Below are 21,435 nucleotides of genomic sequence, written 5' to 3' on the forward strand. Positions count from 1 at the left end.
GCAGTCATGGCTCTTGTTATTTTAAAATACAGCGCTAGTGTACACAGTGCCTAATGCTCATCAGGAATGGTTACGTATGAGCTGAATGAGATTTAGAGTAGCGGTAGATAGGGGTTCGTTCTTACGGGTACAGATGGCGATTGAATTAAGAAGCTGGATGTCTTCTACATATACCCGGCACAGTTCGCCACGTTCTACATATTCACGCACGACCAGTGAGGACACAAAGTTGGCACCATATCCGGCAATAACTGCGGTAATCGCCTCATGCAGCCCTGTGAAGTTTAGGGTGACCTGGGGGGCGGGGGCATTATAGGTTCGACATAAGGAAAATAATCTCTCCCGTGTTGAGCTCCCCTTTTCACGCATAACAAAGGGTTCATGCATCATTTCCAATAAAGAAACCTGCTGATTTGCATACCGATGATCTGCAGCCACCACGAACCACAATTCATCACGAAATAATTCTTCAGTCTGAATCGTATCGGGATACTGCTCGGGCAGTCCTCCGTAGATAGCCAAATCCACTTCTATATTTAATAGCTGCTGCAAAGCATCGTTGGAATTTGTAGTGTTAATCGTCATTTCAACATGTTCATATTGTTGTTTGAATTTTGCAATCCAGGCCGGAATGAGAAAATGAGCCGGTAAATAAGTAGCCGCTAGCCGGATATGACCATGGGCTCCATCACGATAATCTTGTGAAAATTGTTCGATTTGCTGTTCGACAGCAAAGAGCCGTCTGGCGAGTACAGCAAGTTTTTCACCAGCATCCGTTAAGGCAATCCCTCTTCCTTGCGGCATGAGCAGTGTGAGAGATATTTCTTTTTCAAATTTTTTAATCTGGGCGGTAATCGCAGGTTGGCTAATATTTAAAAGTTCAGAGGCACGTGTCACACTCCCTGTAGAGGCGACCACGTGAAATAAGCGTAATGCATGCAGGTTCAAGACCATACTTCCTTTCCAACAGATTCATATATGTAGATTATGAATAGAGCAAAAACATATATTATTTTTATAATAATAATTCATTTACAATCAAATTGTAAGTTAATCCAAAGGAGAGTGGAGCGAATGAATCAAACGAACACGTGGGATCAAGTAGACCAGTATATATCGGAGTGTCTCATTCCGCATGATGCTGTCTTGGAACAAGTATTGGCTGCTAATCAAAAGGCGGGACTACCTCCGCATGATGTATCCCCCAATCAGGGAAAGCTAATAAATATCCTTGCTCAAATGCAGGGAGCGCGACGTGTGCTGGAGATCGGTACTTTGGGAGGCTACAGCACAATCTGGTTGGGAAGGGCGTTGCCGGAGGAGGGAGAATTAGTTACGCTGGAAGCCAATCCGATCCATGCTAAAATTGCCCGGTCGAATATATCGTTGGCTCAGTTGGATGAAATAGTGGAACTTCGGGAGGGAGACGCTTTAGAGCAGTTAGCACAGATGAAAGAGGAGAGAGTTGCCCCCTTTGATCTTATTTTTATCGATGCGGATAAACCCAATAATCCATTTTATCTGGATTGGGCACTTCGCTTCTCACATCCTGGCACCGTTATTATCGGTGATAATGTTATCCGTGAAGGAGAAGTGGTTCAAGCTTATAGCACAGACCCTCGTGTGCAGGGAGTAAGAAAGTTTTATGATATGCTAGCTGAGGAATCAAGAATTACAGCTACAGCTATCCAAACCGTGGGGAGCAAGGGGTATGACGGTTTCGTCATTGGAATCGTTAAGGGCTGAACGCTAAGCGTCTCGATTGGCTAAACACAAAGGGGAGCAGTCCTCGTGTTTAGCCTTTTTCTGAGCAGTAGAAAAGGTGGGGACGAATTGTGCGCATAATGGTAAAATAGTACTGCTGGAAGCTTTAGAACGTTTTTGAACGTTTACTGCTGAATTCCTATGTAAGAAGAATGAATTTACATAAAAGTAGATGTATTTTCTTTAAAATGTAAACGCAATCATGATGATTGGAGCAGGAATTCACCATTTTGTAAAAAAATGAATTAGAAATGAATTTTTTTGAATCTTTTTGAAGAAAAGTGATTGTTTTTTGTCAAGTTTGTGGTACGATATGAACAGTTGGGGGAATGATGATGCTGACGGAAGAAAGATACAAGTTAATAATACAGCGCTTACAAGAATGTGGTGTTGTAAAGTTGCAAGAATTGGCTGATCTGTTGGGAGCTTCTGAGTCAACGATTCGGCGTGATTTGATAGATCTTGAGAGCCGTCAGTTGCTCAAGCGGATTCATGGCGGGGCAACCTTGCTGAATCAGAAAAGTCAGGAACCTGGCATGGAAGAAAAAACATTCAAAAACGTTCAAGAAAAAAATGCGGTGGCCCGTATAGCAGCCAAAGAAATTTTGGATGGCGAATGTATTTATCTGGATGCGGGAACAACAACGATGGCGATGATTCCTTACATTGAAGCTAAAGACGTGACGGTCGTGACGAATGGACTATCCCACGTAGAAGCACTGGTAAGCAAAAGAATCAGAAGCTATCTACTGGGAGGGATGATGAAAATTCATACCAAAGCCGTAATCGGGAGTATTGCCCTACAAAATTTGGACAATTTTCGATTCGACAAGTGCTTTCTGGGAACGAACGGGGTGGATATGGAAATGGGGTATACAACTCCTGATCCCGAAGAGGCGCTGATCAAGCGGCGTGCCCACCAGCTGTCTGGCAAAACGTATGTGTTAGCCGATTCCAGCAAAATTGGAGAAGTAACCTTCGCCAAACTATTCGAGCTCAAGGAAGCTATACTTATTACTGAATCGATGCCAGAACGGTCACGCCGATCCATCGCTCAGAAAACTAAGATAATCGAGGGATAACAATGATATATACAGTAACGCTAAACCCTTCCATTGATTATATCGTGGAAGTTGATGATTTGAAGCTTGGTGATTTGAACCGGATGAAACGTGATTTAAAACTGCCAGGTGGTAAGGGGATTAATGTATCACGTGTACTGAACCAGTTGGGAGCAGATAGCACGGCGATTGGTTTTCTCGGAGGATTCACAGGCAGGTTTATCGACGATACATTGCGGGAAGAATCCATTAAAACTGATTTTGTAATGATCGAAGATGACACACGGATTAACATTAAGCTCAAGCATGGCGATGAAACGGAAATTAATGGTTTGGGACCTGCGATTCGTGAGCAAGAGGCCGATGCGTTGGTGCAAAAGCTGGCGGGACTCCAGAAAAATGACATTGTCGTCTTGTCGGGAAGTATTCCACCGTCACTTGGAGGAGACTTCTATGATCGGCTGATTAGCGTATGTCAGCAAACTGGCGCTGAATTCGTCATCGATACCACAGGTGAGGCGTTGATGAAGGCACTGGTTCATAAACCGCTGCTCATCAAGCCGAATCACCACGAGTTGGCTGAGTTGTTTGGCGTAACGATTCATTCAAAGGAGGAGATCGTCACTTACGGTCGTAAGCTGCTGGAAGCAGGTGCAAAAAATGTACTGATTTCCATGGCAGGAGAAGGGGCTTTGTTCATTACGGCAGATGAAGTGTATCACGCAAATGTACCAGCAGGTACGGTGAAAAATTCTGTAGGCGCAGGTGATTCAATGATTGCTGGATTCGTGGGTACGCTGGCTCTTCATGGCGATCCGATCGAAGCATTCCGTGCAGGAGTGGCATCCGGAAGCGCAACTGCGTTTTCCGATGATCTGGCTACTAGAGAGAAAATTGAACAATTACGACCGCAAGTCACGATTTCAAAACGGTAATCCGGCTGCATCATGAGCTTATTATGCGTGTATCGACACGCTGATCGAACTTAGGAGAGTGTGAAAAATGAGAATAACAGACCTGATGATTAAAGAAACGATGATCATGGACCTCCGGGCGACGACAAAAGACGAGGCGATAGAGGAGCTTATCGCTAGTCTCGAAGCAAGTGGACGTATTAATGACCGTGCCTTGTTTAAAGAAATGATTTACAAACGTGAAGCAGAGTCTAGCACTGGAATCGGCGGCGGCATTGCGATGCCGCATGCCAAGACTAAAGCCGTGAATGAAGCGACTGTCGTTTTCGCCAAAAGCAGTAAAGGCGTAGAATTCGAATCGTTGGACGGTGAGCCGGCAAAAGTGTTCTTTATGATTGCCGCTCCAGAGGGAGCAGCAAATACGCATCTTCGCACACTAGCGGCTCTTTCCCGGCTTCTAATTGATACCGATTTCATTGACAAACTGATGAATACGCAAACACCGGATGAAGTATCCGAGCTGTTTGATACCAAGCAGGCGGAAGAAGAAGCAGCCAAGAAAGCAAAAGAAGCAAAGAAAGAGGCTGCCAAAGCACAGAAAACGCCGGATGTTATCGTTGGTAACCCGAATTCAGACGAGTTTGTGGTTGCGGTGACTGCCTGCCCTACAGGCATTGCGCATACGTTTATGGCTGAAGACGCTCTCATTAAGAAAGCGACAGAAATGGGTGTTAACATCCGGGTAGAAACGAATGGCTCGGAAGGTGCGCAAAACGTACTCACAGCGGATGAAATTCGCCGTGCCAAAGGTGTAATCGTTGCCGCTGACAAAAAGGTTGAAATGGCCAGATTTGACGGTAAACCTGTATTGCAAAGACCGGTAAGCGACGGTATCCGTAAATCTGAGGAACTGATCCGCAAAGCGCTGAACGGCGATGCCCCAATTTATCGTAGTGAAGGTAGAAGCAGCGCTGAAGAGTCGAAAGCGGAGAAGAGCAGCGTGGGCAGTAAAATCTACAAGGATTTAATGAACGGTATTTCTCATATGCTGCCATTCGTTGTAGGCGGGGGGATTTTGTTAGCAATTTCCTTCTTGATTGAGCAAGTGGCAGGAGAAGACAATGCATTGTTCCAACTGTTGCAGACAATTGGCGGTGGAACAGGTGCGTTCCACTTCCTGATTCCGATACTGGCCGGATTTATCGCGATGAGCATTGGAGACCGCCCGGCACTGATGCCAGGTATGGTTGGGGGTCTGATGGCTGTAAACTCTAATGCAGGCTTCCTTGGCGGTCTGGCAGCTGGTTTCATGGCTGGTTATGTGGTGATCTTCCTGCGTAAAGCTTTGGCAGGTCTGCCGAAAGCACTGGATGGTTTAAAACCAATCTTGTTATACCCTGTATTTGGACTTCTAATTTCAGGCGCGATTATGTTCTACCTGTTCGATCCAATTTTCGGTGGTATTAATACGTGGCTTGTTAATGTTTTGAACAATTTGGGAACAGGTAATGCAGTTATTTTGGGTCTGATCCTGGGCGGAATGATGTCGATCGACATGGGTGGTCCTTTTAACAAAGCAGCTTACGCATTTTCGATCGGTGTCTTTACTTCCAGCGGTAACACGAACGGTGCTATGATGGCGGCTGTTATGGCGGGTGGTATGGTACCTCCGCTGGCGATCGCATTAGCTTCGACGTTCTTCAAAAATAAGTTTACTGAGCAAGAGCGCAAGTCTGGCTTGACGAACTATGTACTTGGATTGTCCTTCATTACGGAAGGAGCCATTCCATTCGCAGCTGCCGATCCTCTGCGTGTCTTGACCTCTTGTATTGTAGGTTCAGCGATTGCTGGTGGTCTGACGCAGTTCTGGCAAATCAATCTTCCAGCTCCACATGGCGGAATTTTTGTAGCAGCTCTTGCCAATCATGCTTTGCTGTTCTTGCTTGCAGTCGTGATTGGCTCCGTGATTTCCGCGCTCATTCTGGGAATGTGGAAAAAACCGCTCGAAGCGAAATAACGGGTATGTCAAGAGTATAAAAATAAAAAGAGGGCCACATTTTCCTTAGGCCATCAAAATAGTAAAGCCGCTAAACATCAGGTTTCTGAGTGTTTGGCGGCTTTTTCTTTATGGAAAGGTGTCGGCTTTGCCTATATAGCTTATTAGTAGTTATTGCATTGGAGCTATAGCCTATAAAACTCCTTAACCAGCTGTATAAACAGCTTTCGGGCCGAAGACATATACTGCTGGTGATGGTTGTTTTGTAGCAGTCCAATAGGAATATTCGGGTCTGTTAACTGGAGGGGGACGGTGACCAGTTCCTCTGGCAAAGGCATTGACGATAGAACCACTCCAACTGATGGAATCGTTTTTACAAATGTGGGGATCGACGAAATTTGACTGACAGTATAAAAAAACGGCATCGACGGAAAGCGTGAAAGCTCTTTCTCCAGTCGTATATGGTACAAGCAGTTCTTACCTCCGACGATAAGCGGATACTCGTACAGATCTTCGAGATGAAGCCCACTTTTTGCCGCGAAGGGATGATTACGGGACACAATAAAGGCGATGTGTTCGTGATATATGGGTTCAAAGTGTAAGGAAGGAATCGAGTGAGGTTCCCCGGAGATTGCAAAATCCAGCTTACCGTCCACCAAAGCATTTGCGAGTGCATCCGTGTTTCCAACTGTAAAATGGCACGTAATATTCGGTTTATGCTCTCGAAACTGCTGCAGAACCAAGGGCAGTACGGTAGCCGCCACCGTTTCAATCACACCGATATGGAGCGTGCCAATCTCCTCCTTTTTCAGAGACTTCGCCTGGTCCATTACAAAATTCCAATGCTGAATAAGCCCGTCTATCTCCTCGGCATATAGTTTGCCTGGGGACGTTAACTCTGCATCCCAACCCCTTTTAAAAAGCTGAAATCCCAGCTCTTTCTCTAGCCTCTGGATTTGGTTCGTGACTGTAGACTGAGCGTAGTTTAATTTGGCAGCAGCTTTTGAAAACGTTCCTTCTTCGATTATGGTACGAAATGTAGTTAATTCTTTCAGATCCACGCATGTTCATCTCCATCGGTAAAATTGAATATATTTATGATTATTTTCAATTATACAGATGAAAGTAAGGAGAGTACAATCATCTTATCCCAGCGAATAGGAGAGATGAACATGCCATTTGTACGAATTGGCTACATGGAGCAGCAATACGCAGAGCAAGAGTTGCCTTGGATTAGTCGCTGTATCATGAATGCTTTGATCGAACATTTTCAGGTTCCGGAAAAAGATTACTTTCAGTTTTTTCATGCTCATAAGCAAAGTGAGTTTTATTATAGTCCTGATTATTTGAATGTATCCAGAACAGACAAGCTGCTGTACATCCAAATTACAATGGGATCGGGTAGAACTACGGAACTAAAAAAGAGTTTCTACCAAAAGTTAGCGGAACTCTTATCTATTGAATGTAAGGTTAGACCGGAGGATGTATTTGTGACACTGGTAGAGACTGAATTAGAGGATTGGTCCTTTGGCAACGGACTTGCCCAGATGATTGTATGAAGCATAAATTGATCAGATCGAGTGTTAGGGAAACCATCGGTGATTTTGCTCCCGCTTTTGTAGGTTATACGGAGGATGTTCTTTTTGGAGATGTATGGAGAAGAAGTGAGCTATCTCTAAGGGAACGGAGTCTCATTACCGTTGCCGCTCTGGTAGCGTGTGAGCATGTAAATCAACTTCCTTATCATCTGAAACTGGCCAAGGAGAACGGAATTTCGGAGGAAGAACTGGTTGAGGTCATTACACAGCTTGCCTTTTATGTAGGATGGCCCCGGGCAGCCTCAGCTATTCAGGTTGCCAAAGAGGTGTTTTGCAAAGGGAAAGAGAGTTAAGCATGAACCTAAAAACTGCTAAGCGCAAGGGATTCCGAGTGTTTAGCGGTTTTTTGGCATGATTGTGTTGTTATTCTGCCTTGAAAGCGGTATAGTAAGAGTAATTGAATGAGGGGTGAAGTGCCCTTCGGGATTGTTACTGATAAGCAGGCGATACCCAAATAATGACTAATTGATTTAGTCGTTATTTGGTTTTTTTTGTTATTACAAACTTTGTCATTACATCAATGAGGTGAGCAGATAAATGATCATCCGGCAAATTTTTAACAACAATGTCATCCGAGCCGAAAATCAGGTGGGTCATGAATTTGTTGTCATAGGGAATGGTCTGGGCTTTAAAAAGAAAAATGGCCAGAGGGTCGATGAGGAAAAAATAGAAAAAACCTTTGTATTAAAGTCCGATAAAATTCCACAAAAATTAATAGATCTTATTGGGGAAACATCTGTAGAGTATTTAAAGGTGGCGGATGAAATTGTAGCCAGCGCAAAAAAGGAAATGGGAGATATTTTTAGTGACAATATCTATATTTCTCTGATTGACCATATTCAATTTGCCATCTCTCGATACAGAAAATCCGTGGGGCTTAAGGCGATACCTAAATGAATGGCAGTGATCATTTTCTTTGATCATATAGGCCTTTCGTTTAGGTATTTTTTTGTTTTCAGGCAATCTGCCCAAGAGGAGAATGAACATGGACCATAAGAAAATGGGCGAGGACATCGTACGTCTCGTTGGAGGAGAAGAAAATATCAATGGGCTTGTCCATTGTGCTACACGACTCCGATTTGACCTGAAGGATTCACGAAAAGCCGAAAGAGAAGCGCTTGAGAAGCACGAGGGGATCATTACAGTTGTTGAAAGCGGAGGACAATTTCAAGTTGTTATTGGCAGCCATGTTGCCTATGTATATGCGGAGATTATGAAAAACAGAGATTTTGGATCGAATTCCCCTACATCCAGTGAATCCAGTGGTAAAAAAACATCGGTCATATCCACAATCTTTGAAGTCATTTCAGGCAGTTTCTCCCCGTTGATTCCGGCGATGGCGGGCTCGGGAATGATAAAAGCACTCCTAACGGTTTTGACCTTGCTGGGATGGATGTCTGCAACAAGTGATACCTATCTGATTCTGTCTGCTGCGGGTAATGCTGTGTTTTACTTCTTGCCTATTTTGCTGGGGATTACGCTTGGTATAAAGCTGAAGGCGAATCCTTATGTAGCTGGTGTGATCGGTGCGGCTCTCATGGAACCCAACTTTACGGGGCTGATGGACAAAGGCGCTGATGTATCGTTTTTAGGAATACCGGTGGTCATGATGAACTACTCCGCCAGCGTTTTCCCGATTTTCATATCCATTAGCATCTATGCGTTGGTGGACAAGTTTTTGAAGAAGATCATTCTTAAGGATTTACAATTGTTTTTAGTTCCGATGCTGGCTTTAATGATTATGGTTCCGCTATCTGCGATGGCTTTTGGACCTTTCGGTACAGGGGTAGGAGATTGGATTTCTTCAGGTGTGACATGGTTAATCGGTGTAAGTGGCATTTTGTCAGGGATTGTTCTTGGCGGTTTTATGACCTTTATGGTCGTCTTCGGACTTCACTGGGGTTTTACACCCATTACGATTCAAAATATCGGTGTTGGCGGTGATCCGATTGAGGCGATGGCTGCAGCAGCTGTATTTGCTCAAATTGGTGTCGCATTTGGTATCTTCCTGAAGGCGAGAAAAAATAAAACACTTAGAACTCTTGCCGGTTCCACGAGTATTACAGGATTGTTGGCTGGTGTGACAGAGCCGATTGTGTATGGACTTGTACTTCGTTATAAACGTGTCATTCCGATTGTCATTATCGCAGGCGCTCTAGGCGGAGCTATTAATGGACATTTTGGGGTAAAAATGACGGCTTATGTTTTTCACAACATTTTTGCGATTCCAGTGTATACGCCAACCTTGGTTTACGTGATTGCCATTGCCTGCTCATTCGCGGCAGCAACCGTACTAACCCTTATTTTTGGATATGAAAGCAAGGCGAAGGGGGAATCCCCGGTAACAGTTGAATCCATGAAAACAGTAGAACCAGAGCCTGTTGTTACAGCAACCAAGACCGTTGATATCAAGAAAGAAACAATCTACAGCCCGATCACGGGCAGGACCACACCACTGAGTCAAGTAAATGATTCTGCATTTTCTACAGGGGCCATGGGAAAAGGGCTAGCCATTGAACCGTCTGTCGGTGAGGTCATAGCGCCAATAGATGGAGTCGTAACCTCGCTGTTTCCCACAGGACACGCCATAGGTTTGACTTCCAATGCGGGTACAGAGATATTAATTCATATCGGAATTAACACCGTTGCGCTGAAAGGGAAGCATTTTAATCCAGTGGTTAAAGAAGGCGACAGCGTGAAACAGGGTGATTTGCTAATCCAGTTTGACAGGGAGCAGATTATGGAAGCAGGATACGAAATCGTAACGCCTGTCATCGTCACACTGACGAAACATAAAGTGGACGTATTTGAGACAAATCAGGAGCAGATTCAAAAAAACGAAGTATTGTTAACGTTGGTTGTGTAATTCAGGAAAGCAGTGTCATCACACACATGAATTGCGAACATCAGAAAGATATAACGATACTGGAGGGACTATATCATGAAACATAATCAATTGAAGGCATTTCCTGAAAATTTTTTCTGGGGAGGTTCCACTTCCGCTTATCAAGTAGAGGGTGCATGGGACGAAGATGGAAAAGGACCATCTGTCATTGACATGGCTAATCACGTCGAAGGGGTCACTGATTTTAAGGTAACCAGTGATCATTACCATATGTTCAAAGAAGACGTAGATCTGATGGCTGAAATGGGCTTTAAAGCATATCGTTTCTCTATTGCTTGGACACGTATTTATCCCCAGGGTACAGGTGAAGTTAATCGGAAGGGAATCGCGTTTTACAGCTCATTAATTGACGAACTAATCAAATACGGGATTGAACCGATCGTTACTATGTATCATTTTGATCTGCCTTATGCTCTTGAACAACAAGGCGGTTGGTCGAGGAGGGAGACGATTGATGCCTTCGAACAGTATGCCAAAACATTGTTTGAGAACTTTGGAGACAGGGTGAAATATTGGTTAACCATTAATGAGCAGAACATGCTGATTCTCCATCCCGGTTCTATTGGCACATTAGATACAAGTCTCGAAAATCCGCAAAAGGTACTGTATCAACAAAATCATCATATGTTAGTCGCGCAGGCGAAAGCAATGGTATTGTGCCATGAAATGCTACCTGACGCGAAAATTGGACCAGCGCCGAATATTGGGGTGATCTATCCAGCCAGTTCCAAGCCGGAAGATACACTGGCGGCTGATAACTATGCAGCGATTCGCAACTGGCTCTATCTGGATATGGCTGTATTTGGCCGTTACAATCACATTGCGTGGAGCTATTTGGTCGAGAAAGGCTATGAGCCTGTCATTGAAGAAGGGGATATGGACATTTTAGCGAAGGGAGACCCGGACTTTATCGCATTTAATTATTATACCTCTCAAACCGTAGGAGAAAGTTTAGATGACGGAAATGATTTTTCACATACAGGTGATCAGCATGAAATTGTGGGTGAACCTGGAGCATATCGAGGTTCCGTCAACCCCAACCTGCAAACGACGGAGTTTGGTTGGGAGATTGATCCGGTCGGTTTTAGAACCACATTACGACAAATTTATTCTCGCTACCACTTGCCTTTAATCGTAACAGAGAACGGCCTGGGCGCTTTTGACAAGCTTGAAGAAGGGGATGTAGTGAATGATCCTTATCGTATTGGCTTTTTCAAGAAACATATCGAGCAGATTCAACTGGCTATTACAGACGGTGTAGAAGTATTCGGCTTCTGTCCGTGGTCTGCAATTGATCTTGTTAGTACCCATCAGGGCTCCAGCAAGCGTTACGGGTTTATCTATGTGGATCGTGAGGAGTTTGATCTCAAGGATCTGCGTCGTATTCGTAAACAAAGCTTCTATTGGTATCAAAAGCTGATCTCCACAAACGGTGAAATTCGTTAATTAAAGCGGCCGTGAAAAAGTACCTCCTTGAAATGGATATTACCATTTTGAGGGGGTGTTTGTATTTGTAGCCTTGGGGGAGAGTCTGATTTCATTCAAGCATCCAATTACTCCTTTCTCAGAAAGTGTGATCGTGTATTATATAATAGAAGAAACACAAACGGAAAGGACATCATGCATTGACCTTACAACAATTAAAATATGTCATTGAGGTTGCCAATCGCGGTTCCATGAATGAGGCGGCAAAGCGGTTGTTCATTTCCCAGCCCAGTCTGTCGAACGCAATTCGTGATCTGGAGGAAGAAATTCATATCACCATTTTTGAGCGTACCAATAAGGGGATTTCTTTGTCCAAGGAAGGCGTGGAATTCCTTGGTTATGCACGCCAGGTCGTTGAGCAGGCAGAGCTGCTGGAAAGTCGCTATCTGGATGCCAAGCCTTCACCACAGCATTTTGCTGTGTCCACGCAACATTACGCTTTTGCTGTAAATGCATTCGTAAATCTGGTAAATCAATATGGTCAAGAAGAGTATGAATTGGCTTTGCGAGAGACCAAAACCCATGAAATCATACAGGATGTCAAAAGCCTGCGCAGTGAGATCGGAATCCTGTATCTGAACGAATTTAACGCTAAGGTCATTAACAAGCTGCTAAAAGATGCGAATCTGCAATTTAACAGCCTGTTTACGGCCAAGCCACATATTTTTATCAGTGCCAATAATCCGCTATCCCGACAGTCCATCGTGACCATTGACCAGCTTCATCCGTATCCGTATTTGTCCTTTGAGCAAGGGGAGTACAATTCCTTTCACTTTTCCGAGGAGATTCTCAGTACGTTATCGCATCCCAAGAGCATTCGTGTCCATGACCGGGCGACCCTTTTTAATTTGCTCATTGGCTTGAACGGCTATACCATTTCTACCGGGGTGATCAGTGCGGATCTGAACGGTAACGACATTATTTCCGTCCCTCTGGAATGTGATGAGTCTATTAATGTGGGATGGATTTGCCATAAAAACGCTGCGCTCTCCAAGCTGGCCACCGTCTATGTAGAAGCGCTGCATGAGGCGATAGGGGAATAAAAGATTGGGTATAGCCTTAGGCTATAACTAGCTATAGTTTATTAGAGTTACCTTATAACTGAAAATGTATGTTATCTTTCTTACAAGAACTTCACTACAGAAGCGAAAAAGGAGATAACCCTAATGAGCAGCATCCTTGATAATGCATCCCAACGTAAAGTGACCCCTTTTAGACACGATATGGTCGGCAGCTTTCTGCGCCCGCAAGCGATTAAAGACGCCAGAATTCAATTTCAAAATAATGAAATCTCTGCGGACGAGCTGAGAAAGATTGAAGATAACGAAATTATCAAGCTAGTGGAAAAGCAAAAATCCGTAGGACTTCAAGCCGTGACGGACGGTGAATTCAGACGCTCCTGGTGGCATCTAGATTTTATGTGGGGTCTGGATGGCGTGGAAAAGGTACAGCTTTCGAACGGCTACCAATTCCAAGGTGTGGAAACAAGAGCGGAAACCGCACGCTTGTCCGGTAAAATTAGACATTCCCGTCATCCTTTCATTGAAGATTTCAAATTCCTGAAGCAAGTAGCAGGGGAGGATGCGATCGCGCGCCAAACGATCCCGGCACCTGCACAGTTCCTAGCCGAGCTGTTGCGCGGAGAGAATAAAGAAACAACCGATACGTATTACAGCAATCTGGATGAACTGGTGACGGATATCGCCAAAGCCTACAAATCCGTGATTCAAGCGTTGTACAATGAGGGCTGCCGCAGCTTGCAACTGGATGATTGCACATGGGGTATGCTCTGTGATAAAAACTATTGGGAAGCTAGACAGCACGCGGGTGAGAATGTGGAAGATACCAAAAAGCTGTTTGCCCGTGTGAATCAGGAAACGGTGAAGGATCTTCCAGCCGATTTGGTCGTAACGACCCACGTATGCCGTGGTAACTACCATTCTACCTGGGCATCTTCTGGCGGCTATGAGCCTGTAGCCGAAACCCTGTTCGGTATCGACAACATCGACGGCTACTACCTCGAATTCGATACCGACCGTGCAGGTGATTTCACACCGCTTAAGCATCTGAAAGATCAAAAGCAGGTCGTACTGGGTCTCGTTTCCTCCAAAACGGGTGAACTGGAAGACAAGCAGACGGTCATTAACCGCATTAAGGAAGCGACTCAATTTGTGGACATCAACCATATCTGCCTTAGCCCACAATGCGGCTTCGCTTCGACAGAAGAGGGCAATATTTTGACAGAAGAGCAGCAGTGGAAAAAGCTTGCTTTCATTAAAGAGATTGCGGACGAGATTTGGAAGTAAGGGTTTATAGGTTCTCAAACAAAACACACGCACTTGTGGGCGTGTGTTTTTGTTTATATAGTTCTCTTAATAAATAATTAATCAAAAAAAATATAAAACTGATAGGTATAATAATATAAATCTTTTGAAGAAAACTGTTGAAACAACAGTACACATATAAATGTGTTGTTTTTTTCATATATATGGAGGCGAATTTTTTTCTGGCCATGAGTCCTCTCATATGTTATAATTATTTTTATCTTTAAGCAGGATTTTTTTATTATTCGCAGAATTTAGAACATATGTTCTCTTTTTGAAAGGTTGACAAATATGTTGAAAGTTGCGTCTTTCTTTAGTGGTATAGGTGGGTTTGACTTAGGTCTCGAACGAGCCGGAATGGAAGTTGTATTTCAATGCGAATGGAATAGTTTTTGTCAAAAAGTTCTTCGTAAGCATTGGCCAAATGTTAAATTAATGGGAGATATAAATGATGTCACAATCGATGAAGTCCCTGAAGCAGAAGTCTGGTGTGGAGGATTCCCTTGCCAAGACGTATCCCTTGCCAACCAAGGAAAAAGAAAAGGCCTCGAAGGAGACCGAAGTGGACACTTTTACAAATATGCGGAACTCATCGGTCAACGAAGACCTGATTGGGTTCTTGTCGAGAATGTTCCCGGATTACTTAGCAGTAACAACGGAAATGATTTCAGAGTCGTCATCGGAACATTGGCTGAACTCGGGTATGGTGTGGCATGGAGAGTACTGGATGCAAAATACTTTGGAACACCCCAACGTCGTAGAAGAGTCTACATTGTCGCAAGTCGTGGAAACCAACGTGCCGCTGAGGTACTTTTTGAACAGGGCACAATTGCAGTCGCTCCTAGACAGGGCTTGGGAAAGAAAGAAGCCTCTACCTCTGAAGTTAGCAAGAGCGATTTGTCTTCAACTCTCTACTCTATACAGCATGCCGGAATTGGAAGAAAAGCTTCAGCCGGACCCCAAGCAAAAGGATATCGCAATGATGGTGAAACCTATACACTTGACTCCAGAGGCAGCTCAGACGCTATCTGTAAGACGGATGGTTCCTTCGGAATACGAGAGACTTCAGGGATTTCCAGTGGGATGGACGGAAATAGATTCAAAACACTAGGAAATGCAGTAGCTGTTCCTGTTATTGAATGGATTGGAAAAAGACTTTTAACGGTATCTTCACAAGACTAAATTATAAAAGCGAGTTTCTCTCTGTAAAATAAGTATTAGAGAGACAATTTCTAAATATAAAAAGAACTTTCAAAAACCATTTATAAAGATGGATTTGGAAGTTCTTTTTTTAGTACTTTAAAAGATGAATTTGAAATGTTCTATCAATCTATATTCCGTATTTAGGAATATTAACAGTTGAACCATCTAAACGATCGAATTCCCCTGCAAAGGTATCTGGACTCGGCTCACCTTGATTAATAAGAGCATGGACAAAAGTATGGTAATTGGTGAAAAGTTTTCTCCCTACCCTTAATGGCAATGGACCTGGTAGAATAGGCTGTTCCTGATCTTCACTTATTTCTAAGAAAGCTAAAGTCCAGTTATGTTCTTTTAATGAAGGCAAGATAGCCTTATTTTCAATCTTTCTCCAAATATAGTCATAGAGGAGCTCGCCTACACAGAAGATAATACCGTACCCTTTCCAAGTCATTAGTGCAACGTTTCCCTTAACTATAAATTGCTCCTGTTGTCGTCGCCAAGCGTTAGTTTCAATAGTCCCCACTTTAGGGATTTCTTTTCTCAAAAGTTCATTAGTTCGCTCAGGATTCTCTCTCCATCCAGCAATATGTCTAGTGATTTCTCCGGTATTTGATGTCTCTCCTCCACCTTGCATTTCAAGAACAACTCTATCAGGACCGGGTAATAGGTTTCTACCTTCATGAACAGTCATTACAAAATCTGCGCTGTAATCGCTTTGGTCATTCGCTTTTAAAGGCACTTCTCTTTTGACAGCAACGTCACTAAAGGTAAGTTCATCAGAAAATGATACTTTTGCAATATTTAAAAGTACTTCTTTTTGATACCCTGAAAGAGGCAGTTTTATTTTTCTTCTGGGATTTATTGGATCTGGTAAAGTTTTTTTAGAACTGCATAATCGGTTTTCACAAACAATCCATAGCTTTCCTTTATTACGAATTGAGCAAATAGGCACTTTTTTATGACAGTATCTCCCATCCATAAATGGACACAATTCACGTTCTCCTGCGGGCTCAATTTTTATGTGGTCAATATCGGTTCTTTGACCCAAGTACTCTGCAACCGAAACTCCTGCCATGATGCATCACCTATTTTTCAATTATTTTTAAGCGAATTTTTAGTATTTGTCACAATACTATATGAATTAAAAACATCACATTTGTAGAATGTTAAGATAACTACGAATATGATTTATGAGCAAAAGCAAAAAACAAACTATCTAGAATGATTTTGTTCTCCTCCAGATGTAAGCTCCCTCATCACATTCCTCGCTAAGCGCACTTTTTCTGGACTCGACTTTCTAAGCATTGTAATAATCTCAATGATTTCTAAATCAGACTCCATCATTTTGGGGTCTTCGCTTACATATGAAAAAAGTTGAATCAGGTTTACATCTAATGCCTTTGCGATTTTAGCCACGTTTAGCAAAGATACGTTCTTTTCTCCTCGCTCGATCTGTCCTATGTATGAAAAATGAAATCCGCCTTTTTCCCCCAGAGCCTCTTGAGAAAGACCTTTTTCTTTCCGCAAAACACGTATTCTTGCACCAACCAGCTTTAATACTTCTTTATCTTGCATCAGCTACACCTCACTAATTAAAAAGTGTAGACAAGTTTTTACACACCAAACATCGGTTGAATATTATCAATGATATCAATTTGTATCAAAACAATGTATAATAAGACTGACTAATATTGAAATTCTCTGGAGGAATAGATATGAAAGAAGCTCCTTCTACCTGTATTCCAAGTCCCACTCAACCGTCCCGACCCTCACAACACCTACATAATTCAATAACGGATTTCCACACTCTATCCCATTACCACATGAAACTAGCCCAAATCCTGTACAAGCACAATCAAGTCCAATGTTGCATTATCCTATGTGACTGGGCTTTGACCTCCATGTTAAAAGCACTATATATGAAAGAAAACGACAGCCTTTTCCCTCCCGGATTCCTGTCCATGACTGATCTGCTGCACTTATTACATACCGAAACCAACCCGGGGTTGGATGTTGTCGTATTTATAGGCACCACTCAATTTCTTTCATCCCAGTTAGAAACCCCGCTCCTTCAAAAGATGAAGCACAAGGATGTGAGCAGGCTATTGCGAAGAACGGACGACATTCTCTGCCAGTTGTCATCCAGAGTCATTAGCGATCTATCTCAAACGTATCAGTCCATTTTCTGAGTAGTCCTTCCATGGCAAATAAACTTGCCGATTCGCCCTGTCGTTATCCGCTTTTCTTCATACGATAAGAGTAAGCTTTAACGCAAGGAGGGATTCAGACATGGGTGAAGTAGGTTACGGTGGAGCATGGACATCCACAGGAGCGATTTTGGTATTGTTCATTTTGTTGGTAATTATTACTAAGTCTTTTCTGATCTAACAGCAGGTTAGCATCGCTTAAATCCACAAATCGGCCTTCTTTCACGACATCGTGAGGGAGGGCTTTTTATGCAGAATGGGTGTTAGCCCAACATGTTGTCTGGCCCTGCAAGCATTGTTATACTTTACATACAGGGAGATTTTCCCTCAAATCTATGGCAATACGGATAGCGTAAGACGTGGAAAAACAGAAATTCGCTGACCAAAATCAGGAGGATCGCATGATGAATACGGCAAGCAGTCCATTTCAATTTACGACAGACACGGCGACTCTTTGCTTATTTGATACGCAAGCACTTAAACATCGTTTGGACGATGATCCGGATTGGTGGTCCATCGAAGAGGACGAGCTGGGCGAGATGAACAAAGGAAATGTAGCTTTTTTGAATCTGGGAGCCGACGGGACCTATGAGGTTGTGATGACAGATCATATCGACAAGCCTAATGTGCGGCTGTTTTTGAAGGTTCCCTCAGGCAACCTATTTATTGGAGCAGGGGAGGAAGCCACAAGTGGTGGACTGGAGCCTGAATGCGTATGGGGAGGGACGTTCCTTTCTGTACAACCGGGATTTTATGAATGCTTGGCGAGCAGAGAAGACAATCGTATTTATCTTTCTTTAAAAAAAGGAAGTGAAGGCAGCAATAGCTTTACGGGTCTGCTTCGATTGTAGGTTGCAGGTTCAACCCGTAACGGCTCATACAAGCCGTCTGAACAGGTGAGAGCAGGAACACCGAAACCGAGGAAAATGGAAAAAGGGCTATCCCCACGGCTTACACATCCGTGAAGACAGCCCTTTATCTGTCTATTGATACTTTACAATAATGGCATTGCTGATTTGGCGGCCGGGTGTGGTGAGGTAGGAGCCGTTGTAATACAGCCCGCTGGAAGCACCGCCGTCCAGATTCATGGCCTGATAAGCGCCAGCCTGCTTCATCATTTGGGCGAGCTGCGGTATAGTCGCTCCACTTGTGGTCAGGAGGATCAGCTTATGATCCCGACTTATCCCGAGTGCGCTGCGGGCGCCGCCGCCTGTTAATATTTTAGGGTCCTTGAAGCCTTCGGCTTTGACATTTAGGGAAACCTGACCGTTCGTGACCAGACGAGGCCCGGCTTGAAGGGCACCTTCGACACTGCCTTGGCTTAAGCGTTGTTCAAAGGCAGAACCCGACATTAGCTCGGATAAATGGTTGGCATCGTAGGTGAAGACCGTCCGTTGGTCGCCGGAGCTTTTTTTCAACATCTTTCCGTGACTGACCAGATAGCCGTAAGGCGTTTTGTAAGAGCTTTTGGTATAGGCATCAAAGAATGTACCATTGATGGCTACAACCGCTTGGTTACGTTTGGCGAGACTACTTAAGTCTTCCACTTTACCAATGGAATCGCCTGCCAGTGCCACGTCCAGACTTACCTTGGGATGGAGCATAGAGATGGTGACCACCTTAGCGGAAAATGTACGAGACCCGACCTTGAAGCTTTTATGAGCTGTCGTAATGGGTGTAGTGTTTCCGGGTAGCTTGCCAGTATGTACCGGAAGCGTGACGGACGTTGCACCTTGCTTAATGCGTACAGCTGAGGTTTCCTTTTGCCATGAGACTTGCAGGTTTAGATATTGACTGATGAACTGCAAGGGGACATAGGTCGAACCGTTATCGGTAAAAGGAGCATTTTGCAAATGGACCGTTTGATCATTCACTTTGGCAGTAGATTTCCCGGCAAATAGGGTGATCCGAGTATTGCCTTGCGCAATTTCTATTTTTTTGTCCGCTGCCGTTAAATTGAATGTGATCCCTTCATAGCTGTTCAGAAGACGAAGCGGGATGAAGGAGTGGTTAATCTGGTCCACATAGACCAGCATAGGTGCTGGGGCAGCAGCGTAGATCGGGGATACCAGTAATAGCAAGGACAGGATAACAAGTGCGGTGATTCTTTTCATGAATAGATCAATCTCCTTATGTAGTCTTGACACTTTACGAGGTGCTTGTAATTATATCGGGTTTTATAAGTTGTAAATGTATGTTATGCGAATTTTGAGTGTTTAGCTGATATAGGAAGCGGGAGGTTGGAGATGAGCAGGTATGAGACAAGACTTGAGGATTACCGTCGCAGAGAGCGCCCGTCTTATCATGTATTTGAAGGATTGCAGGAATTGGTGCGTAGCGTGGGGCAACTGCATAATAACTGGTTATATGTGAATGTGGATCAATGGGATCAAGACCCTGTTCACACACCAATTTATTATTGGGATGAGCATTGGCTAGAGGAATGTGCAGAGGAGGGTACAGTCGTAACCAACGAACAGGACGAGTATATTCCCAAGTGGGTGCCGGATCGTCAGGTTCAAACCTGGTTTGAGTTGGCGACCTTCGAAAGTATTGTGGAAGTCCTTAAGGCTGCTGGACAGCTAGTGACGCTTCAGATGGTGATTATAGCGGTAAAATACTATGACAAACGAGATGCCTTTCTGGACTATGAAGAGGTGAAGGCAGTGACAGACCTGTGGTCTGTGCTGACAAAGGCGAGAAACCACCTAACAGAATGAACAAAGCCTGTAGAACAAACAGGGCATACATACACTGGATGGGGGAAGCAAATGAGTTGGTTGAATCATGAAATGGCAGCAAAGTGGCGACAGGAAGGAAAAAGGTATGCCGCAGATGTGAATGAATTTGTCAGAGTCGGCATGGAAAGTGAATGGCAGCAGGAGCAATCAGAGCCAAACCAGGATGAACGCCCCAAGATGGCCAAAGATATTTTTCGTATGATTCAGGAGGCGAATCAGGCTGGTGAAATGGAGCAGTTACGTCGAGAGATTCCAGCCGCGTCTTGGCCGCTTACACCAGCGTTCGAGGAGGCTTTGCAAGCCGTTAGGCCGATAGCTTTTGTGAATGGAGGCAATGAAGTCATTCTACACGAGACAGCGCGTTGGGTGATCTGGCGGAACTATGAGCCCTTGCGCTGGTAATACTAATATTCCGCAAATGGTGATAAAAGCAAGTTCTGATAAGCTGAACTTAAAAAGTGTAGCAGCACATGATTACAATGCTATTTTCAGATAGAGGGCATTTGGCATTAACCCATGATGCAAAATGTGAATAGAGAGGGAAGAGGTGTGAAGACATGGACAAGAAAGCGGATATTCGTACATTCATGAAGGAACTATTTGCTCAGATGGATGAAGCCTTTTTTATGGATGTGGAAGAAAATGTACCGATGGAAATGCGTGATGGGAATGTTGACGAGGAGGGATGGATCAAGTGGAAGCCTCTCCTTTCACAGATTACTGAACAGGAAGTTCGGGAGATGGAGAAAAAATACCATTTTGAGCTGCCGCCCCTGTTGAGGAGTTTTATCATGTCCTACCATTATGTATCTTTACAATTCGATAATGAGTCCATCCCGGGAGTATACTGGAGCGATTGTACGTTTGTTGAGTTCCCACGTCTGCCTGTAGGTCAAGGCTTAAAGGCATTTTATGATTTGCTTGATCAATGGTCACCTCTTCTATCAGCAGGCTACATTCCTTTTGCAATAGCAGAGGACGACCAGGGTCCCGTTTGTTTAAATGCAGGCAGCAGACATAAGGACGGCGATTATCCTATTGTTTGGTTCTTTCATGAGGACCTACAGCATTTGAATGAGGATGAGCTTCGGATCAGGAGTAATCTGCTTCCCCATGTACAGGGACTGTTTCCATCTTCTGTCGAAATGTTTAACGTGATGTTTAAGCACATTAGACACTAGCGATTTCCTGAAATGTAATTTTAATGTTTAGCCGACCGAGATATTGACATAAAAAA

The 21,435-nt window shown here is 43.9% G+C and carries 22 protein-coding genes and 1 pseudogene; 18 read left to right on the forward strand and 5 right to left on the reverse strand.

The window, feature by feature from the left end:
* Positions 1–60 precede the first annotated feature (60 nt).
* On the reverse strand, positions 61–948 hold the full coding sequence (locus NLX74_RS01965; RefSeq protein WP_254327794.1) for a LysR family transcriptional regulator: 888 nt from the start codon (positions 946–948) through the stop codon (positions 61–63).
* A gap of 126 nt (positions 949–1,074) precedes the next feature.
* Between NLX74_RS01965 and NLX74_RS01970 the strand changes: the two genes are divergently transcribed.
* The 4 genes from NLX74_RS01970 (at position 1,075) to NLX74_RS01985 (ending at position 5,756) form a co-directional block, all read left to right on the forward strand.
* Positions 1,075–1,746, forward strand: coding sequence for an O-methyltransferase (locus NLX74_RS01970; RefSeq protein ID WP_254327795.1), 672 nt, complete (start codon positions 1,075–1,077; stop codon positions 1,744–1,746).
* 353 nt (positions 1,747–2,099) lie between these two features.
* Positions 2,100–2,846 carry a DeoR/GlpR family DNA-binding transcription regulator gene (locus tag NLX74_RS01975; protein WP_061828662.1) on the forward strand — a complete coding sequence of 249 codons (747 nt, stop codon included), beginning with the start codon at positions 2,100–2,102 and terminating at the stop codon, positions 2,844–2,846.
* A 2-nt stretch (positions 2,847–2,848) separates the two neighbouring features.
* Complete coding sequence (gene pfkB, locus NLX74_RS01980) at positions 2,849–3,760, forward strand: 1-phosphofructokinase (RefSeq protein WP_025719683.1); 912 nt, start codon at positions 2,849–2,851, stop codon at positions 3,758–3,760.
* Between the two features lie 67 nt (positions 3,761–3,827).
* Entirely contained in the window at positions 3,828–5,756 is a 1,929-nt protein-coding gene (locus NLX74_RS01985) for a PTS fructose transporter subunit IIABC (protein ID WP_254327796.1), read from the forward strand.
* Positions 5,757–5,920: 164 nt separating this feature from the next.
* On the opposite strand, the gene NLX74_RS01990 is transcribed toward NLX74_RS01985, so the two are convergent.
* Positions 5,921–6,796 carry a LysR family transcriptional regulator gene (locus NLX74_RS01990; protein ID WP_254327797.1) on the reverse strand — a complete coding sequence of 292 codons (876 nt, stop codon included), beginning with the start codon at positions 6,794–6,796 and terminating at the stop codon, positions 5,921–5,923.
* A gap of 111 nt (positions 6,797–6,907) precedes the next feature.
* Here NLX74_RS01990 and NLX74_RS01995 point away from each other — a divergent pair, with 111 nt between their 5' ends.
* The 8 genes and pseudogenes from NLX74_RS01995 (at position 6,908) to NLX74_RS02030 (ending at position 15,229) form a co-directional block, all read left to right on the forward strand.
* Positions 6,908–7,294, forward strand: a complete 387-nt coding sequence (locus NLX74_RS01995) for a tautomerase family protein (protein ID WP_254327798.1) — start codon at positions 6,908–6,910, stop codon at positions 7,292–7,294.
* Positions 7,291–7,626, forward strand: a complete 336-nt coding sequence (locus NLX74_RS02000; protein WP_209941581.1) for a carboxymuconolactone decarboxylase family protein — start codon at positions 7,291–7,293, stop codon at positions 7,624–7,626. The genes NLX74_RS01995 and NLX74_RS02000 overlap by 4 nt, the downstream gene beginning before the upstream one ends.
* Before the next feature lie 244 nt (positions 7,627–7,870).
* Positions 7,871–8,215 (forward strand): annotated as a pseudogene (locus tag NLX74_RS02005) (CAT RNA binding domain-containing protein); the annotation flags it as partial.
* Positions 8,216–8,318: 103 nt separating this feature from the next.
* Positions 8,319–10,199, forward strand: coding sequence for a beta-glucoside-specific PTS transporter subunit IIABC (locus NLX74_RS02010; RefSeq protein WP_254327800.1), 1,881 nt, complete (start codon positions 8,319–8,321; stop codon positions 10,197–10,199).
* Between the two features lie 75 nt (positions 10,200–10,274).
* Entirely contained in the window at positions 10,275–11,684 is a 1,410-nt protein-coding gene (locus NLX74_RS02015) for a glycoside hydrolase family 1 protein (RefSeq protein ID WP_254327801.1), read from the forward strand.
* Between the two features lie 179 nt (positions 11,685–11,863).
* A complete protein-coding gene (locus tag NLX74_RS02020; RefSeq protein WP_023987954.1) occupies positions 11,864–12,766 on the forward strand; it encodes a LysR family transcriptional regulator in 903 nt (300 codons plus the stop codon).
* Between the two features lie 123 nt (positions 12,767–12,889).
* The gene (locus NLX74_RS02025) at positions 12,890–14,029 is read left to right on the forward strand and encodes a 5-methyltetrahydropteroyltriglutamate--homocysteine S-methyltransferase (RefSeq protein WP_254327802.1); all 1,140 of its coding nucleotides are present in this window, start codon (positions 12,890–12,892) and stop codon (positions 14,027–14,029) included.
* 309 nt (positions 14,030–14,338) lie between these two features.
* On the forward strand, positions 14,339–15,229 hold the full coding sequence (locus NLX74_RS02030; RefSeq protein WP_254327803.1) for a DNA cytosine methyltransferase: 891 nt from the start codon (positions 14,339–14,341) through the stop codon (positions 15,227–15,229).
* Positions 15,230–15,377: 148 nt separating this feature from the next.
* On the opposite strand, the gene NLX74_RS02035 is transcribed toward NLX74_RS02030, so the two are convergent.
* On the reverse strand, positions 15,378–16,325 hold the full coding sequence (locus tag NLX74_RS02035; RefSeq protein WP_254327804.1) for a hypothetical protein: 948 nt from the start codon (positions 16,323–16,325) through the stop codon (positions 15,378–15,380).
* A 137-nt stretch (positions 16,326–16,462) separates the two neighbouring features.
* Entirely contained in the window at positions 16,463–16,825 is a 363-nt protein-coding gene (locus NLX74_RS02040; RefSeq protein ID WP_254327805.1) for a helix-turn-helix domain-containing protein, read from the reverse strand.
* Between the two features lie 386 nt (positions 16,826–17,211).
* Between NLX74_RS02040 and NLX74_RS02045 the strand changes: the two genes are divergently transcribed.
* The 3 genes from NLX74_RS02045 to NLX74_RS02055 all read left to right on the forward strand — a co-directional run bounded on the left by NLX74_RS02045 (position 17,212) and on the right by NLX74_RS02055 (position 18,308).
* Positions 17,212–17,439 (forward strand): hypothetical protein, encoded by a 228-nt coding sequence (locus NLX74_RS02045; protein WP_237166220.1) that lies wholly within the window; start codon positions 17,212–17,214, stop codon positions 17,437–17,439.
* A gap of 100 nt (positions 17,440–17,539) precedes the next feature.
* Positions 17,540–17,638 (forward strand): hypothetical protein, encoded by a 99-nt coding sequence (locus tag NLX74_RS02050; RefSeq protein WP_014599622.1) that lies wholly within the window; start codon positions 17,540–17,542, stop codon positions 17,636–17,638.
* A 220-nt stretch (positions 17,639–17,858) separates the two neighbouring features.
* Entirely contained in the window at positions 17,859–18,308 is a 450-nt protein-coding gene (locus tag NLX74_RS02055) for a DUF6386 family protein (protein ID WP_254327806.1), read from the forward strand.
* A gap of 132 nt (positions 18,309–18,440) precedes the next feature.
* Here NLX74_RS02055 and NLX74_RS02060 read toward each other — a convergent pair whose 3' ends face one another.
* Entirely contained in the window at positions 18,441–19,571 is a 1,131-nt protein-coding gene (locus NLX74_RS02060; protein WP_254327807.1) for a phosphodiester glycosidase family protein, read from the reverse strand.
* 132 nt (positions 19,572–19,703) lie between these two features.
* Between NLX74_RS02060 and NLX74_RS02065 the strand changes: the two genes are divergently transcribed.
* The 3 genes from NLX74_RS02065 (at position 19,704) to NLX74_RS02075 (ending at position 21,379) form a co-directional block, all read left to right on the forward strand.
* Positions 19,704–20,177, forward strand: coding sequence for a DUF7716 domain-containing protein (locus NLX74_RS02065; RefSeq protein ID WP_254327808.1), 474 nt, complete (start codon positions 19,704–19,706; stop codon positions 20,175–20,177).
* A 51-nt stretch (positions 20,178–20,228) separates the two neighbouring features.
* Positions 20,229–20,600: a hypothetical protein gene (locus tag NLX74_RS02070; RefSeq protein ID WP_254327809.1), complete on the forward strand. Its 372-nt coding sequence runs from the start codon at positions 20,229–20,231 to the stop codon at positions 20,598–20,600.
* A 155-nt stretch (positions 20,601–20,755) separates the two neighbouring features.
* Positions 20,756–21,379 (forward strand): SMI1/KNR4 family protein, encoded by a 624-nt coding sequence (locus tag NLX74_RS02075; protein ID WP_254327810.1) that lies wholly within the window; start codon positions 20,756–20,758, stop codon positions 21,377–21,379.
* The last annotated feature ends 56 nt before the right edge of the window (positions 21,380–21,435 follow it).

The sequence above is a fragment of the Paenibacillus sp. MZ03-122A genome (assembly GCF_024213325.1).
In the GTDB taxonomy this organism is placed as follows: Bacteria; Bacillota; Bacilli; order Paenibacillales; family Paenibacillaceae; genus Paenibacillus; species Paenibacillus polymyxa_B.

Excerpts from the sequence above, each read along its gene's own strand:
- NLX74_RS02065 (WP_254327808.1), top strand. The coding sequence starts at position 19,704 with ATGAGCAGGTATGAGACAAGACTTGAGGATTACCGTCGCAGAGAGCGC.
- NLX74_RS02030 (WP_254327803.1), top strand. The coding sequence starts at position 14,339 with ATGTTGAAAGTTGCGTCTTTCTTTAGTGGTATAGGTGGGTTTGACTTA.
- NLX74_RS02055 (WP_254327806.1), top strand. The coding sequence starts at position 17,859 with ATGATGAATACGGCAAGCAGTCCATTTCAATTTACGACAGACACGGCG.
- NLX74_RS01995 (WP_254327798.1), top strand. The coding sequence starts at position 6,908 with ATGCCATTTGTACGAATTGGCTACATGGAGCAGCAATACGCAGAGCAA.
- NLX74_RS02010 (WP_254327800.1), top strand. The coding sequence starts at position 8,319 with ATGGACCATAAGAAAATGGGCGAGGACATCGTACGTCTCGTTGGAGGA.
- NLX74_RS01975 (WP_061828662.1), top strand. The coding sequence starts at position 2,100 with ATGCTGACGGAAGAAAGATACAAGTTAATAATACAGCGCTTACAAGAA.
- NLX74_RS02060 (WP_254327807.1), bottom strand. The coding sequence starts at position 19,571 with ATGAAAAGAATCACCGCACTTGTTATCCTGTCCTTGCTATTACTGGTA.
- NLX74_RS02050 (WP_014599622.1), top strand. The coding sequence starts at position 17,540 with ATGGGTGAAGTAGGTTACGGTGGAGCATGGACATCCACAGGAGCGATT.
- NLX74_RS02040 (WP_254327805.1), bottom strand. The coding sequence starts at position 16,825 with ATGCAAGATAAAGAAGTATTAAAGCTGGTTGGTGCAAGAATACGTGTT.
- pfkB (WP_025719683.1), top strand. The coding sequence starts at position 2,849 with ATGATATATACAGTAACGCTAAACCCTTCCATTGATTATATCGTGGAA.
- NLX74_RS02035 (WP_254327804.1), bottom strand. The coding sequence starts at position 16,325 with ATGGCAGGAGTTTCGGTTGCAGAGTACTTGGGTCAAAGAACCGATATT.
- NLX74_RS02000 (WP_209941581.1), top strand. The coding sequence starts at position 7,291 with ATGAAGCATAAATTGATCAGATCGAGTGTTAGGGAAACCATCGGTGAT.
- NLX74_RS02045 (WP_237166220.1), top strand. The coding sequence starts at position 17,212 with ATGACTGATCTGCTGCACTTATTACATACCGAAACCAACCCGGGGTTG.
- NLX74_RS02015 (WP_254327801.1), top strand. The coding sequence starts at position 10,275 with ATGAAACATAATCAATTGAAGGCATTTCCTGAAAATTTTTTCTGGGGA.
- NLX74_RS02025 (WP_254327802.1), top strand. The coding sequence starts at position 12,890 with ATGAGCAGCATCCTTGATAATGCATCCCAACGTAAAGTGACCCCTTTT.
- NLX74_RS02070 (WP_254327809.1), top strand. The coding sequence starts at position 20,229 with ATGAGTTGGTTGAATCATGAAATGGCAGCAAAGTGGCGACAGGAAGGA.
- NLX74_RS01970 (WP_254327795.1), top strand. The coding sequence starts at position 1,075 with ATGAATCAAACGAACACGTGGGATCAAGTAGACCAGTATATATCGGAG.
- NLX74_RS01985 (WP_254327796.1), top strand. The coding sequence starts at position 3,828 with ATGAGAATAACAGACCTGATGATTAAAGAAACGATGATCATGGACCTC.
- NLX74_RS02075 (WP_254327810.1), top strand. The coding sequence starts at position 20,756 with ATGGACAAGAAAGCGGATATTCGTACATTCATGAAGGAACTATTTGCT.